Here is a 14,704-nt window from a genome sequence, read left to right as displayed (position 1 = left end):
CCGCACCGGATGGATTGACGCGGCGGCCGGGAATCGTCTGTTCACGCCATGATCTTTAGCAATCGCCCGTGACGAGGCAAACGCCGACTTGCGCCTTTTCGCCGATCCGGGCCGATGATACCAGCTTTTGAAGCCCACCCGCGCCGCGCTTGCCACCATCAGGACCGCCAACTCGGCTTCTTCTTGAGGTTCAGCACGTAGCCCACGACTTGCGCCACGGCCTTGTAGTGCTGTTCGGGAATGGCCTCGTCGAGGTCCACGCTGGCGTAGAGCGCGCGGGCGAGCGGCGGATTTTCGACGATTGGCACATCGGCGGTCTTCGCCATTTCGCGGATGCGCAGCGCCACCTCGTCGACGCCCTTGGCGACGCAGACCGGCGCCGGCGTCGTGTCGTCATACTTGAGCGCCACGGCATAATGCGTCGGGTTGGTGACGACCACCGTCGCGTCCGGCACTTTCTGCATCATGCGCTGCCGAGCCCGCTGCATGCGCAGCGAGCGGATGCGGCCCTTGACGTGCGGATCGCCCTCGGTCTGCTTGTGCTCGTCCTTGACCTCCTGCAGCGACATGCGCTGGCGGTGCATGTAGCGATAGCGCGACCAGAAATAGTCGGCGGCGGCGATCAGGAACATCAGCGCCAGCATGAAGCCGAGCATGCGGAGCGCCAGCGATTTCGCCACCGACAGCGTGCGGGCGATGTCGATGGTGACGAGCGCGTCGAGCCGGTCTCGCTCGGGCCACAGCACCATGGTCATCACCGTGCCGAGCACCGCCACCTTCAGAAGCCCCTTGACGAAGTTGGCGAGGCTCTCCGGCGAGAACATCCGCTTCAGGCCGGCAAGCGGCGACACCTTGTCGAGCCGTGGCTCCAGCGACTTCCACGAGAAGACCATGCGATGCTGGGCGAGATTGCCGGCGATGCCGCCGAGCGCCATCAGCAACAGCGGAAAGGCCAGCGCCAGCAGAAAGCCGCCGACGATCGTGAGATAAAGCCGGCGGAGACCGCCGCCATCGACGGCGATCTCGGCGGCATGTTCCACAAGCCCACGCAAGGGCGACAGCAGCGCGCCGGTCATCGCGGTTCCGGTGAGCCCGATGACGGCGGTCACGGCGACGAGCCCGAAGAACGTGCTCACCTCCATGCTCTTGAGGACGTCGCCCTGCTCGTGCGCCTGCTCGAGTTTTCGTTGTGTTGGTTCTTCTGTTTTGTCGCTGTCGTCGTCCGGACCGGCCATGGCGCTGCCCTCAGGTGGGAACGAGGCGCATCAGGCCGGTTTCCATGAAGGACCGGTAGAGGCCGAGAATGGTGGCGACGAGCGAGGCGAGAATGGCAAGGCCGATCATGATCGTGAGCGGCATCGCCAGGAAATAGACCTGGAACTGCGGCATCAGCTTCTGCAGCACGCCGAGACCGAGGTTGTAGACCAGCGCAAACACCATGAAGGGTGCGGCGATCTGCAAGGCCGTCTTGAAGGACTCGGCGATCGTCAGGATGGCGGCATCCTTGAAATCGCTGACAGGCACCAGCTCGCCGGGCGGAAACATGGTGTAGCTGCCGGCAATGCCGGCAAGCGCCACATGATGCAGGTCGGTCGCGAAGATGATGGTCACGCCCGTCACCGACAGGAAGGACGAGATGATGGCGCCCTGCTGGCCCATGGTGGGGTCGACGCTTTGGGCGAAGCCGAGGCCGATGTCGGAGGCAATCGCCGTACCGGCAATCTGGATCACGCTCATCAGAAGGCGGGCGGTCAGGCCGATGGCGACGCCGATGATGACCTCGGCGATCAGCGCGAAGATCAGCCGGTTCGTGTCGTTGGCGAGCCCGGAGGGCAGCCGGCTCGACAGGAGGGGGTAGAAGACGGCGGTGAGAAGCAGCGCGAAGGTCAGGCGCGCGCGTGACGAGATCGTCGGCTCGCCGATGCCGGGCATCAGCATGCAGAGCGTGCCGATGCGGGCGAACAGCAAGAGGAACAACACCGTCACGTCGGGAAGGATGCGGATGGTCATCCCCGGACGATCCATTCGCTGAGCGTCACCATAAAGCTGTTGAGCGAGTCGGCCATGAACGGCAGCACCAGCATCAGCACGATGAAGATGGAGAGAATCTTCGGGATGAAGGCCAGCGTCTGTTCCTGGATCTGCGTCAACGCCTGAAACAGCGACACGACGAAGCCAACCGCGAGGCCGGCCAGCATCACCGGCGCCGCGATCTTGATGGTCACCCAAATGGCGGTCCGGGCCAGGTCGAGAACCTCAGCGCCACCCATGCCGTCCGCTCCGCACCGCGCCGGCGTCAGATCGCCATGCGCATGATTTCCTCATAGGCCGAGATCACCTTGTCGCGCACCGACACCATGGTATCGAGCGCCACCTCGGCTTCCGACACGGCCGTGACGACATCGATGATGTTGCCCTTGCCGGCCATGTAACTCGCCTGCTTGGCTTCCGAGGCATTGCCCTGATCGATCACCTCCCGCACCTGATCGCGCAGCATGGAACCGAAATCGGGAGACATCGCTCCGGCGGCCCCGGCAGCCGCGTCGCCAGCCTGCCCCGCCTGACCGTGATTCGCCAGCCTCGACATGGCGCCGTACACATTGCTTGCGTTGAGCGCGGTGGTGGTGAGCGCCATGATAACGGTCCTCCGTGATTACGCGCTCAGCCGCGCAGGATGTCGATGGTCTTCTGGAGCATGGCGCGGGTCGACGAGACCACGTTAAGGTTGGCCTCGTAGGTGCGCTGGGCGCTCTGCATGTCGACCATCTCGATGAGCGGCGACACGTTGGGGTACTTGACGTTGCCGCTAGCATCGGCCGCCGGGCTGTTCGGCTCGTACTTCAGCTCGAAGTCGGAGCGGTCGGGCACCACGCGTCCGAGACGCACCATCTCGGCGCCCAGTTCCTTGTCGAACTTGGAGGTGACGGTGGGAATCTGCCGCCGGTAGGGATCGCCGCCCGGCGTCGACGCCACGGAATCGGCGTTGGCGACATTCTCGGCGATGACACGCATGCGACCGGTCTGCACCTTGAGGCCGGCGGACGAGATCATCAGCGTCTTCAGAAAGTCCATGACTTCACCTCACCTCTTGCCGACGGCGGTCTTCAGAAGGCCGAGGCTGCGCTGGTAGAGCGACGTCACGGCCTGGAAGTCCATCTGATTGCCGGTAACCTTCATCATCTGGTCTTCGAGCGACACCGCGTTGCCGTCCGGCGTCACTTCGTAGCCGCCGACCTTTTCGGGCCGGAGCGGCCCAACGTTGCTGATGCGAGGCCCGGCGATGTGCATCGGGTTGGTCAGGACAGTGGCGACACCCCCGTCCCCCTCGCCTTCGACCGCCATGCGGAAGAAGTCGGGAGCCTTGAGGTCGCGCGCGGTGTAGCCAGGCGTCTCGGCGTTGGCCACATTCTCGGCGAGCACCTTCTGCCGCGTCTCATGGAAGCGCAGCTTGCCTTTGAGGGCCTGCAGGACCGGAAGATCGGTCATCGACATCGAAGAACTCACCACAGTTGGCGGCCGATGGGGCCGCCTGTTACACCGCTCGGGGAGCGGCGCCCTGCAAGTCGCGATCCGTCACAAGGATTCGCAACCTGAAAATCCTAGGCAATATTTGCCGAGCTCACGGTTAATGAATGGTTAACAATCTATTCTTCTACCCCAGGAGAGACTTGAAAAACGCCCGATTTGGCTGGTAGCTGGGGAAAAGTGCCTAATGGGCTTATGGTTGCGCTCTGCAACGCCCTGGTGAGGGGGAGGCGTGGGAGCCAAGCGGAACGAAGCGATCGACGGCGGAAGACGTTTCCGAATAATTTCCCATTTCGAGATAAACCGGCTATCGACTTGACGAACTGGCGCCTTCAACGAAACAGGTCTTGAGTGGAAAAGTGAGATGCAGGATTTGCTGGTAACTTGGTTTGGTGCCACGGGGGCAACCGTCGTGCGCTATGCCCTGGCCCTCGCGGTGGTAGCCGGGCTGCTGCTGCTGCTCCGCTGGGTCCTCCGGAACTATGCCACAGGCGGCCAGCTGTCGATCGGTCGGAGCCGCCACAATCGGCTGACGGTCGTCGAGCAGATCGCCCTCGACCAGCGTCGGCGCCTGCTGCTGGTACGGCGAGACGGCGTCGAGCATCTTATCCTGGTGGGCGGCGGCAACGACCTGGTCGTTGAGCCGACCATCATCCGGGGCGTTCCGGTCGGCAGCCTCGGACGGACCGCCCGCCCGGCGACCGCCTCGGCGTCCCCCACCGAGGGTGCCGAACCATCCGCCGCCGACATGCCCGCCGTGGGAGCTGCCCCCGCCGCTCCGATGGTCGAAGCGCCCGCCACGGTCCGCCCTGTCACCATTCCGAGGCAACCTGCCGCCGCCGAGTCCGTCCGCCCCGCCTTCCCGTCCCACGTGGCCGGCGAGCATCCGAAGGCGACGTCGATCCAGGCACGCCTCAACCGTGCACAGCCTCGCACGCCCGACATCGCCAGGGGCGCACCGCCATCGCCCTACATCCCGCCGGAAGCCCACCGGGTCGAGCCGACGGTAGCGCCTATTTCGCCGATCGTGCCCGACAAGCAGTCGGCGGACCGGCTTGAGCCCACGCATGAGGCCCCGGCGGAGCGCAAGCCCGAGCCGGCACGTGTCGTACCCGTCGAGTCCATTCCAGACGTGGAAGAAGGCGCCGGTTTCGACGACCTTGCCCGCCAGCTCGACGAGGCGCTGAAAAGCGAAATCGAGGAAATGAAGATCGAAGCGGCGGAGCCGCCCGTTGCCGTCACTCCGGAACCGGCACCCAAGCCCGAGCCGCCGAAGCCGGTCGCGTCCGCCGCATCAGCCTGGCTTCGGCCGCGCACAACCCAGGCCCCGCGTCCGATCGCGCCGCGCGAACCGGTAGCGCCCCGGGAACCGTCTCCGCCGCGCGAGCCGGTGGCAACACGCGAGCCCCCGGCGCCTGCGATTCCGACACGTTCGCAGGTCAGGCCACTCCCCGCCGAGCCTCGGGTCGTCGAGTCTGCTCCGGAACCGGCCGCTCCTCCGGAACCGGAGGCGGCTCCGCGCGCGGCCGAAAAGCCCGTCGCCGAGAAGCCGGAGGAAGACGTCCGCAACAGCCCCGAATTCTCCTCGCTGGAAGACGAGATGGCCCGTCTGCTCGACGATCTGGCCGGTGATTCCAAGGGAAAACGCTGACCTCTATCGCGCTTTCGATGCCTGTCGCCTTGAGCCGCCTGCCGGCCGGGGCGACAGTGTCGCGAGATGCCGGATGATTCGTGTCCGGCCGCGATCGGACGCGTGACGCGCCGGTCCTCTCGGATGGGCGCGATGACGACGGACGACAACGGAATGGACGGACGGGAAGCGAAGACGGTGCCGCGCAGCTGCCTCGGCATCCGGCGATTCGTCATCTTGCTGTGTCCGCTTCTTCTCGGCCTCCTGTGGCTCGGTCTATCGTCCGGACTGGCCCTCGCCCAAGACGTCAGCATCACGCTCGGCGAAGGATCGACGCTGACCGAGCGCGCGGTTCAGCTCGTCGGGCTGCTCACCGTTCTCAGCCTCGCTCCCTCGATCGTCGTGATGATGACTTCGTTCACGCGAATCGTCGTCGTGCTGTCGCTGCTCAGGTCGGCGATCGGCCTGCAAACCGCGCCGCCAAACGCAGTGATGATTTCGCTGGCGCTATTCCTCACCGCCTTCATCATGGCCCCGACTTTCCAGGAGGCCTACACCACCGGCATCGAACCCGTGGTCAACAACCAGATCGAGCTGACCGAGGGGTTCACCCGCGCCATGCAGCCGATGCGGGCCTTCATGCTGGCTCACGCCCGCGAGGTCGACCTGCGCCTGTTCGTGGACCTCGCCGGCCTGCCGCAGCCGGAAACCCAGGAAGACCTGGAAACCCGGATCATCATCCCCGCCTTCATGATCTCCGAGCTGCGCCGCGCCTTCGAGATCGGCTTCCTGATCTACCTGCCGTTCCTGATCATCGACATGGTGGTGGCGTCGATCCTGATGGCCATGGGCATGATGATGCTGCCGCCGCAGGTGGTGTCGCTGCCGTTCAAGCTGATCTTCTTCGTGCTTGTCGACGGCTGGGCCATGCTCGCCGGCAGCCTTGTTCGCAGCTACGGCGGCGGATAGGAGACTCAGCCGGCGCTGGTCGTGCCGCCGGCATCCACCTGCGCGTTGGACTCCGTCTGCTTCGGCGCGACGGCCCCCTCGGGAGGCGTCACCATGTCGGGCTTGTCGCCGGTTTCGACATCCAGGTAGCGCTTGCGGTAGTCGGCGAGGAAACTCTTCATGGTGTCGGCGTCGGCGATCGACTTGACGATGCTCTGGAAATCGCTTCCGCTCGCCACGATCGGGCCGGTCACCGCATCGAAGGCCGAACCGTTGGCGGTCGGCGCCATCTTCTCGGTGTACTTGGAGCGAAGCCGGTCGACACTCATGCGATCGCCGGCCAAGGTGTAGGCGATGCCGGCCTTGAGCACGCCCAGCTGCTCGCTGTCGCTGAGCGGCATGGCATCGGTCCAGCGGGCGCCGAGCGTCCGCTCATAAGCCGTTCCGGCGTCGGCATAGCGATTGGCCGACCAGAGGATATCGGCCCTGAGACGGCCGATCTCGACCCCGTCGAGCGGTGCCAGCACTTCCAGCGCGCCGTCGGGATTGCCGGATTCGGCCATGGCCTTGGCCTCCACCGTGCGCCGCTGCCGCTCGATCGCCACCGGCAGCGAGGCCTGGCGCGTGGTCGACAGCGTGAACATCGCCTTGTCCGGCCGATCGTCGAGCAGATAGACCATGGCGAGATCGGCGGCCACCTGAGCACGGGCGGCGCCACGCAGACGGTTCTTCACCTGATACTCCAGCAACGAGGCCGCCTGCGGCAGCAGGTCGACCTCGACGAGGCGGTCGGCCAGCTTGCGCACCATGGCGTCGCCCCGGCGTCCGCTCGGCGTCAGCTCGCGATAATCGTAGTAGAGCGACAGGGCCTGGACCGGGCTGAGATCGGACTGTTTCTTGTCGAGGAAGACCTGAGAGAAGGCCGTCTGCATCTCCTCGGTCATCTGGCGGGACGTGGTGGAGTTCGGATTGACCTGTTCGGCAACGCGCATCACCTCGAAAGCGCGGCGATAGTTTCCGGCTTCGATCGAGTACTGGCCGAGCAGGCGCAGCGTCTTGAGTTCCATTTCGTCGCCGCGCCAGGCGACGGCCAACTGCTCGAGCCGGTCGATGGCCTGGTCGAGGGTGATCAGCCCCTCCCGCCGTTGTAGCTGCACAAGGCGATAGGTGGCCTCGGCGGCCACCGGCCCCTTGTCCTCGCGGACGATGTTCGACAACAGCGTCACGGCATCCATGGCGTGACCGGCCGCATCGCGCGCCAGGGCGTTGAGCAGGTCGAGCCGCGAGCGCTCGCTGGCGCTGACGCTGTTCGGATCGAGCCGCGCCAGCAGATCGCGCGCCGTGGTGTAGTCCTTGAGATCGATGGCCGATGCGATGTGGCTCAGCGCATAGCGCCGCTGGATGGTGGGCGGAAAGCTGCCGATCACCGAGTCGCCCTTGGCGAACTCCGCCACCGCCTCTTCATGCCGCCCCAGATCGCTGAGCGCCATGGCCTTCCAGACCGCGGCATCCGGACTGTCGGCGAACTCGCGACGATCCAGCAGCTTCAGCGTCTGCTCGGGCCGATAGGTGAAATACTCACCGCCCGCCCTCACCGCGGCCATGCGGCTCGACACGGTCTCTTCCGGCGCCAGCTTGCCGACGAGGTCCAGGATACCGGTGGTTTCGGGGCCGAGCCCCTGCGCCAGCGCAAAGGTCGCCGCCTTGTACCAGCGGTCGACGCGCTCGGACAGATCGCGCGCCTGGGTGACATCGGTCATCAGCTTGTGACGGGCCTGCCAGTAGTTGGCGGGATCGATGTTGCGAGCTTCGCCGAAATCGATGACGGCCGCCTTTCGGGCGACCGAGGAACCGAGTGCTGCCGGCAGATCGAACAAGGTCGCCTTCTTCTCCTCGGCGAGCGTCGACACCGCCAGCCCTCCGGGCCGACCGATCGACACCAGGATGCCATCCGACGTCACCGCGAGGTCGTCGACCTTCGGCACAAGGGCAAGACCGTGAATGGAGGCGAGCGCATCCAGTTCGGCGAAGGCATGCGACTTGACGAGACCGCGCGCCTGGCCCTTGCCGGTCACGACGACGACCGTGTCCTCGCTGCGCGGGTCGGTCAGCGTGTGGATGCGAGAGACGGGGCCGAAGGGGATGTCGAGCGACTTCGAGCCGTCCGGTCGAACCTGCCGGCCGATGGACAGCGGTCGCGTCGGATCGGTCACCAGCTCGCCGATCGTCACCACCCACTTGGGACCGTCGGGACTCATGGTCGACACGAAGCGATCGGTCATGTCGATACGGATCAGCTGGGCGCCGTCGAGTGTCGTCGGCTCGATGCTGCGGGCAAAGCCGACGAAAGCATCCTGCAACGTGGCGGCGTCGATGGGCGCCGCGTCGTCGAACACCATCCAGAGCGTGCTGTCGCGCATGAACAGGGCGGCGCCCACTTCCTTCTTGTAGGGGAAGGTGATGTGCACGGCCTGGCCGACCCGCTCGGACTCGACGCGGATGACCCCGTCAACCAGCGCCCGCGCCACCGCGTTCTCCGGCAACTCGGCAATATCGGCATGCGGCTTGTCGGCCGACGAGACGATCACCGGGCGGGGGGGAGTGGGCTGGGCATCGGGATGCTCCGGCGCAGCGCCGGCAGCTACCTTGGCGGCACCATGTTCCTGAGGAACCGTCTCGGATTGCGGAAGCGAGGCAACCTCATGCGCACCGGAAGGCGCATCGGAAGCAACGATGGGCGTCGAATGGTCCGCCGATGGCGCAGCGTGATCCGCCATCGGTGTGCCGTGATCCCCAGCCGGCGCGGCCGGCGCCGAATGATCTGCCACCGGTGCGGCATGGTCGGCGACCGACGCAGCGGCATGATCGACGGTGGGAGCTGCATGATCGGCAGCGGGCGTTGCATGATCGGCGACGGTCGCTGCGTGATCGGGCGATGACGCATCATGACCGCCGGCATTGACCGTTTGCGTCGCACCGGCCGGAACGGCGGGCAACGGCGAGACGGCCGCCTGAAGCGCTCGATCAAGCGGCGTCATCGCGGCCGGGTTGTCCGGGCCGCGCACGTCGACGACGTAGCTGTCGTCGTCCTTGTAGGCGCGAACGTCGGCGACGCTGTCGGTGAGTATGTGAACGACCAGTCCCTGATCGCCCTGCTCGGCGGTAATGTCGTTGACGAAAGGCGGCGGATCGGAGCGGATCATCGAGAGATCGGGCGTCGCCACCCGGTTGAAGCGAAGATCAACGCCGAGATCTGTACGCCGGAAATCCACGTCGAACGGGACGTTCCACTTGAAGTTCAAGCGGCTGAATGTCGGAGCGCGCGCGGCCGCGACGTCGACCCGGATCGGCTTCTCGGTCTCGGCGATGAGCCGTTGCGCCGCCGCTGCGGCCTTGGCCATCTCGTCGGCTTTCCGGGCGAGAGCGGCCACCACCTCGTCGGGCAGGCGTGGCGGCTCGCCCTTCCAGGTGCCCGGCAGGAAATCGACGAACAGCTGCGGCCCCGCCTCCATCACGTTGACCTTGACCGAGCGGGCCAGCGCCATGCGCACGCCGAGGCCATCGGGATCGGTTCGCACGATCAGCACGTAGTCGGCGAGCCTGGTCACCGCCGCCTCGGCGTTGAGGGTAACCGGCTGGTCGAACTGGATCACCAGCACGCCGCTGTCCGACGTCACCTTGTGCGGCGGAAGAAGATTGAGGTTGGGAAAGGTCAGGACCATGCGGCCGAAATTGGGCGTGTTCCGGAAGTCGACAGTCACCGGCTCGACGGTCTGCTGAGCCGCCGCAAAACCCGACGCGCCGATCGTCGTCCCGACGGCTGCAAGACAAAGCGCCACGGCAACGGCCGCATGACGGGCCGACGACCGAGTACGCAAAGCAACCTCACGCAGCAACCGGGCACAACGCATGAACACACCCCGATGGCGCCGAAACACATCGGCGCTCCGGGAAGCCTAGGAGCCATGCGCTTAATTTGCCGTTACTTCAGCCTCGAAAATGACCGGATTTTCAGGGAAATGCCACAGACTCCATCGCCTTTTCGGCACTACGGCGCCGGCATGATCTGCGGCAGTTGCGAGGTATCGGTCGCCCCAGCGGCGGCGCCTTCCGGCAGCGAACCAAGCGACGGCGCCACCTGCTCCACCTGAACGACCACACGCTTCTGCGCCTGCTGGGCGCCAACCATCAGGCCGGTGATGCGGCTGGCCTTTTCCGGATCCATGGCCGCCATGATCGGCGACAGCTTGCGCGGATTCATGCGAGCAGCGAGCTCAAGCAGCGTTCCCGTGTCGAGCTTGTCGAACACGGCGGCTGCGGCCTTCGGCTTCATGCCCTCATAGAGCGAGACCAACGCCGCGAGCCGATCGTCCACCGGCGGCTGCGCTGCTCCCGGAGCGTCGCCGGCTGCCAGCGCGCCACCGCCGCCTGCTGCCGGCTCCGAAGCCGGTGCGGAGGCAGGACTCGCAGCGCCTGCCCCGCCGCCTCCGGCCACCCCGAGCTGAGACTCGATGGATTGGAGTTGATTCAGTCGCTCGTTGAGGCGCTTTTCCGTCGCCTCCAGCAACTTGGCCCGAAGATCGAGATCATGCGCGCGCTTGTCGAGTTCGTCCCGCCGCACGGCGAGGCCTTCGAGAATCGCCCGCTCCGACGAACCGATCGGCGGCGAGTATTCCTTGGGGCGTTCGGTGTAGACATCGGTCGGCGTCTTGGCGCCGTGTCCGTCCTCGGCCGGCGCGCCATGCCCCCCATCGGCGGGGGCGCCGTGACCGGCGTCGGCGGCGGGAGCTGCCTCATGACCACCTTCCGCGGAGGCGGCGTGCCCGGCGTCGGCAGGAGCTGCGTCATGGCCGCCCTCGGCGGGCGCTGCATGACCGGCGTCGGCTGGCGCCCCATGCCCGGCATCGGTCGCCGACGTCTCTCCATGAGCGGCGCCTTCGGCCGGCGCCGCATCGTGAGCCGCCGGCGCTTCGCCATGCCCAGCCGCTGGCGTATCGCCGCCATGCCCGGCCGGCGCTTCGCCGTGTCCACCGCCCTTCTCCTGTTCCTCTTTCAGCTTCTTGTACTCGTCGGCCAGATCGATCGGCGCCGTCAGGCGATCGACGGCCGACGTATCCGGCGCACCACTAGTATCCGCCGCCGCCTCGCCATGCCCCGCGGGCGCCTCCCCGCCGGAGGCAACCGCCTCGCGAGGGCCGACCGCGAGTGGCTCCACCCCCATCACGAAGCCGAGCACCTTGACGGCAAGCAGCGCCGTAACGGCGATCAGCACCAGCGGGAGCAGGCGGATCTTCTTCACGCAGCCGCCTCCCGCTTGCCGCGCCGCAGCGCCGACAGACGTTCCGCCGCCGCTTCGGCCGCCGCCTTGAGATTGCGCGCCGTGCTCTCGCGCCCCATCGGCTCGGCCTCGATCTCGCTCATCGGCGCGACCGTGTTGGTACGCGCCGCGCCGACGATGGCGCCGATGCGCTTCACGATCTCGTTGCCGGCGGTCAGCCGCTGGTCGAGATCGCCGAGCAGCGTCTCGGCAGCCAGCATACGCCCGCCCAATGCTCGCTCGCACTCGGAGGCCGTGGCCTTGAGACCGAGGATCGCCCGCTCGGCGATCTCGGTAGCAGTGATAAGCTCGGAGATCGTCGCGCGCAGCACTTCCTCGTCGGCCCTGAGGCGCGTCAGGCGGCGGTTGAGGATGGCGCAGTAGACGATGGTGAGCGCGAGAAGGATGGCAACGACGATCTCAATCGCCACGCCGAGATTGAGGCCGGAAATCATGTGTTCTGCATCTCCTTCTGAACCGCACGCTCGAAAGCGGCCAGCGTCATGCGCGGGCGCCTCAGATTCCTGTTGACCTTGACCGATACCTTGTCGCCGAGCCGGCCGATATTGCCCGAGGTGATATGCACGTCGCCGCACTTGATCGCCACCGGGTCCTCCGGCGACACGCCGAACAACAGCGTCTGCCCCACCTCAAGGTCCATGACCATGGAGAGCGGCAGCTCCTCCTCGACCAGAACGGCGTCCACCTCGATGTCGGCGTTGTAGATCTCGGTGGCGAGATGGCCTTCCCAGATGTTGTCGCGGCCGAACTTCTCGCCCATGATCATCTGCAACAGAAGGTTGCGAATGGGCTCGATGGTGGCATAGGGCAGCAGCATCTCGACGATGCCGCCGCGATCTTCCATGTCGACGCGGAACTGGATGAGGATACAGGCGTTGGCCGGACGCGAGATCGGAGCGAAGCGCGGGTTGGTCTCCAGACGCTCCAGCGTGAAGTTGATCTGGGTGAGCGGCGCGAAGGCCTTCTCGCAGTCCGCGAGCAGCAGGTCGATCATGCGACGGACTAGGTTCATCTCGATCGTCGTGTAGGGCCGCCCCTCGACGCGGATCGCCGAGGTGCCGCGCCCCCCGCCGAGCAGCACGTCAATGATCGAATAGATGAGCGACGAGTCGACCGTCATCAGGCCGTAGTTGTCCCACTGCTCGGCCTTGACCACCGCCAGGATGGCCGGCAGCGGAATGGAGTTGAGATAATCGCCGAAGCGCACCGACGAGATGCCGTCGAGCGACACTTCGACGTTGTCGGAGGTGAAGTTGCGGAGCGTCGTCGTCGTTTCCCGCACGAAGCGATCGAAGACGATTTCCAGCATCGGCAGGCGTTCGTAGGAAACGAGCGCCGAGTTGACCAGCGACCGGATGCCGCTCTGGTCGTTGGAGACGTGATCCTCGACGTTGAAGCCGAGGAGGTTGTCGATTTCTTCCTGGTTGAGGACGCGGTCGGCGCCACGGCTCGACGCATCAAGTTCGGCGTCGTTGTCGTCTATCATCGCCGCCCACTGGGCAGCCACCGCGTCGGCGTTCTCGACGCCCTGCTCTTCGAGCGCCGCGCCCCACTCGGCGGCGAGGTCGTCCATGTCGTCGCCGCTGTCAGCCCGTTGCTCGGCCAGTGCCGCGCCCCAGTCCGCCGAAAGGTCGTCGTCGTCAGCCATGCTCGACATCCTTATTGCACGATGACGTTCTTGAAGAGCACGTCGTCGACACGGGCCGGATAGACCGCGATGTTGACGCGCCGCTGCAGCTCTTCCTTCAGGCGAAACAGTCCGGCCGAACCCTGCAGATCGGAGGCCCTGAGCTCGCGCATGTAGGTCTGGAAGGCATCGAGCACGCGCGGCAGATTGGGCTTGATCACCTCCAGCATCTTCTCGTCGCTGACCTCGAGGGCGATCTCCATCTTGACGAAGGTCGGACGTTCGTCGGCCGTCGACAGATTGAGGATCATCATCGGCAGGTCATAGTAGTAGGCATGCGGCTGGGAAGCCGCTTCGACGGCGGCGACATCGCTCACCGCCGGGGTCGCGGGCGTGCCGCCCATCAGAAAGAAGGCCGCGCCGCCACCGACCAGAACCACCGCCGCGGCCGCGCCGCCGATGATGATCAGCTTCTTCTTCGAAGAACCGCCACCGGCCTCACCGCCGTCCTGCTCGCCGTCTGCTTTCGGGGTTTTGGCCATGGCCCTTGGCGCCTGCTCCGGAATCGGGGAAGCCGAACGCCTCCACCTCAAAGCTATGGGTCGGCCCCTTCCCAGCGACAACGATTCTTTGCCGGTGCCCACAGCCCTTTCATTGGCCTTCAGGATAGTTAATGATTGGTTGATAATTGGTTAACGGCCCGGCAAAAGTTGCCGCCCAGACATGGCGTTTCTTGCCGGCCGGCAAGCTCGATGCAGCGGCGACAATACGATAACCAATTGAAATGCATGTAAATTCAAGTTGGCACGTTCCCTGCGATACAGGTTTCGGGCAGCGACGCTGGGGAGCGTGACGCCGCCCGACTGGGACTTGGGAACGATTTGCCATGCAGAATGCAACTCTGGTGGCGCTGTCGAGTCAGGTTGCGCTGAGGCGCAAGCTGGACGTCATCGCCAACAACGTGGCCAACATGGACACCGCCGGCTTCAAGCGCGTTTCGCTCGACTTCGAGGAAACGACGATGCCGAAGGCGTCGGCAACGCTTTTTCCTCGCCGCGATCGCGATAACCGCTTCGTTCGCGAGCTGGCCACCGTGCACGACTTCTCGGCCGGTTCGGTCGAAATGACCGGCAACGACCTCGATGTGGCCATCGAATCCGACAACAGCTTCTTCGTTGTCAACACGCCGGCCGGCGAGCGCTACACTCGCGCCGGCGACTTCGCCATCGACAACACCGGCCGCCTGGTCACCGCCGACGGCAAGCCAGTGATGGGCGACGGAGGCGAGATCGTCTTCGGCAACGAAGAAACCAACATCGCCATCGCCCACGACGGAACGATTTCCTCCAGCGCCGGCCTGAAGGGCGCCCTCCGCATCGCCTCCTTTCCGGACATCACGGTACTCTCCAAGGACGGCGAGAACCTCTATTCGGCCAGCGCGGCGCCCCAGGCGCCCGCCAGCATCCGCGTCCGCCAGGGCGCCCTCGAGAAGTCCAACGTCTCGGGCGTCGAGGAACTCACCGCCATGCTGGACGTCCAGCGCGCCTACGAGCGCATCTCCAACATGGTGAAACAGCAGAACGACCTCAGTGCCAAGGCGATCGAGCGCCTCGGCTCCGTCAACGCCTGATCCGGG

At 65.7% G+C, this 14,704-nt stretch carries 14 protein-coding genes; 3 read left to right on the top strand and 11 right to left on the bottom strand.

Annotated features, from left to right (window positions below):
- Nucleotides 1-158: 158 nt before the first annotated feature.
- The 6 genes from flhB to flgB are packed head-to-tail and all read right to left on the bottom strand — an operon-like array spanning nt 159 to nt 3,486.
- Nucleotides 159-1,235: a flagellar biosynthesis protein FlhB gene (flhB, locus tag M4J39_RS20900; RefSeq protein ID WP_251730431.1), complete on the bottom strand. Its 1,077-nt coding sequence runs from the start codon at nt 1,233-1,235 to the stop codon at nt 159-161.
- 10 nt (nt 1,236-1,245) lie between these two features.
- On the bottom strand, nt 1,246-2,010 hold the full coding sequence (gene fliR / locus M4J39_RS20895) for a flagellar biosynthetic protein FliR (protein ID WP_251730430.1): 765 nt from the start codon (nt 2,008-2,010) through the stop codon (nt 1,246-1,248).
- Entirely contained in the window at nt 2,007-2,270 is a 264-nt protein-coding gene (gene fliQ, locus M4J39_RS20890) for a flagellar biosynthesis protein FliQ (protein WP_251730429.1), read from the bottom strand. The genes fliR and fliQ overlap by 4 nt, the downstream gene beginning before the upstream one ends.
- Nucleotides 2,271-2,296: 26 nt before the next feature.
- Nucleotides 2,297-2,635 carry a flagellar hook-basal body complex protein FliE gene (locus M4J39_RS20885; protein ID WP_251730428.1) on the bottom strand — a complete coding sequence of 113 codons (339 nt, stop codon included), beginning with the start codon at nt 2,633-2,635 and terminating at the stop codon, nt 2,297-2,299.
- 26 nt (nt 2,636-2,661) lie between these two features.
- Nucleotides 2,662-3,072 carry a flagellar basal body rod protein FlgC gene (gene flgC, locus M4J39_RS20880; protein ID WP_251730427.1) on the bottom strand — a complete coding sequence of 137 codons (411 nt, stop codon included), beginning with the start codon at nt 3,070-3,072 and terminating at the stop codon, nt 2,662-2,664.
- A gap of 9 nt (nt 3,073-3,081) precedes the next feature.
- Nucleotides 3,082-3,486, bottom strand: coding sequence for a flagellar basal body rod protein FlgB (gene flgB / locus M4J39_RS20875; protein ID WP_251730426.1), 405 nt, complete (start codon nt 3,484-3,486; stop codon nt 3,082-3,084).
- Nucleotides 3,487-3,889: 403 nt separating this feature from the next.
- On the opposite strand from flgB, the gene M4J39_RS20870 reads away from it, so the two are divergent.
- Together M4J39_RS20870 and fliP are read left to right on the top strand one after the other, a co-directional pair.
- Nucleotides 3,890-5,176 (top strand): flagellar biosynthetic protein FliO, encoded by a 1,287-nt coding sequence (locus M4J39_RS20870; RefSeq protein WP_251730425.1) that lies wholly within the window; start codon nt 3,890-3,892, stop codon nt 5,174-5,176.
- 153 nt (nt 5,177-5,329) lie between these two features.
- Nucleotides 5,330-6,124, top strand: coding sequence for a flagellar type III secretion system pore protein FliP (gene fliP / locus M4J39_RS20865; RefSeq protein ID WP_371875494.1), 795 nt, complete (start codon nt 5,330-5,332; stop codon nt 6,122-6,124).
- Nucleotides 6,125-6,129: 5 nt separating this feature from the next.
- Here the strand turns inward: fliP and M4J39_RS20860 are convergent, their stop codons facing one another.
- From M4J39_RS20860 to M4J39_RS20840, 5 genes are all read right to left on the bottom strand, one after another.
- A complete protein-coding gene (locus tag M4J39_RS20860; protein WP_251730423.1) occupies nt 6,130-9,981 on the bottom strand; it encodes a hypothetical protein in 3,852 nt (1,283 codons plus the stop codon).
- Nucleotides 9,982-10,151: 170 nt separating this feature from the next.
- Complete coding sequence (locus M4J39_RS20855) at nt 10,152-11,402, bottom strand: hypothetical protein (RefSeq protein ID WP_251730422.1); 1,251 nt, start codon at nt 11,400-11,402, stop codon at nt 10,152-10,154.
- The gene (locus M4J39_RS20850) at nt 11,399-11,875 is read right to left on the bottom strand and encodes a DUF6468 domain-containing protein (RefSeq protein ID WP_251730421.1); all 477 of its coding nucleotides are present in this window, start codon (nt 11,873-11,875) and stop codon (nt 11,399-11,401) included. The genes M4J39_RS20855 and M4J39_RS20850 overlap by 4 nt, the downstream gene beginning before the upstream one ends.
- Nucleotides 11,872-13,089: a flagellar motor switch protein FliM gene (gene fliM / locus M4J39_RS20845; protein WP_251730420.1), complete on the bottom strand. Its 1,218-nt coding sequence runs from the start codon at nt 13,087-13,089 to the stop codon at nt 11,872-11,874. The genes M4J39_RS20850 and fliM overlap by 4 nt, the downstream gene beginning before the upstream one ends.
- A gap of 11 nt (nt 13,090-13,100) precedes the next feature.
- Nucleotides 13,101-13,610 (bottom strand): flagellar basal body-associated FliL family protein, encoded by a 510-nt coding sequence (locus M4J39_RS20840; protein WP_251730419.1) that lies wholly within the window; start codon nt 13,608-13,610, stop codon nt 13,101-13,103.
- Between the two features lie 344 nt (nt 13,611-13,954).
- Between M4J39_RS20840 and flgF the strand changes: the two genes are divergently transcribed.
- Nucleotides 13,955-14,698: a flagellar basal-body rod protein FlgF gene (flgF, locus tag M4J39_RS20835; protein ID WP_251730418.1), complete on the top strand. Its 744-nt coding sequence runs from the start codon at nt 13,955-13,957 to the stop codon at nt 14,696-14,698.
- The last annotated feature ends 6 nt before the right edge of the window (nt 14,699-14,704 follow it).

This window comes from Pleomorphomonas sp. NRK KF1 (assembly GCF_023721755.1).
Classification (GTDB): Bacteria; Pseudomonadota; Alphaproteobacteria; order Rhizobiales; family Pleomorphomonadaceae; genus Pleomorphomonas.
Note: the sequence above shows the minus strand (reverse complement) of the source record. Positions and strands in the feature narration are given on the sequence as shown.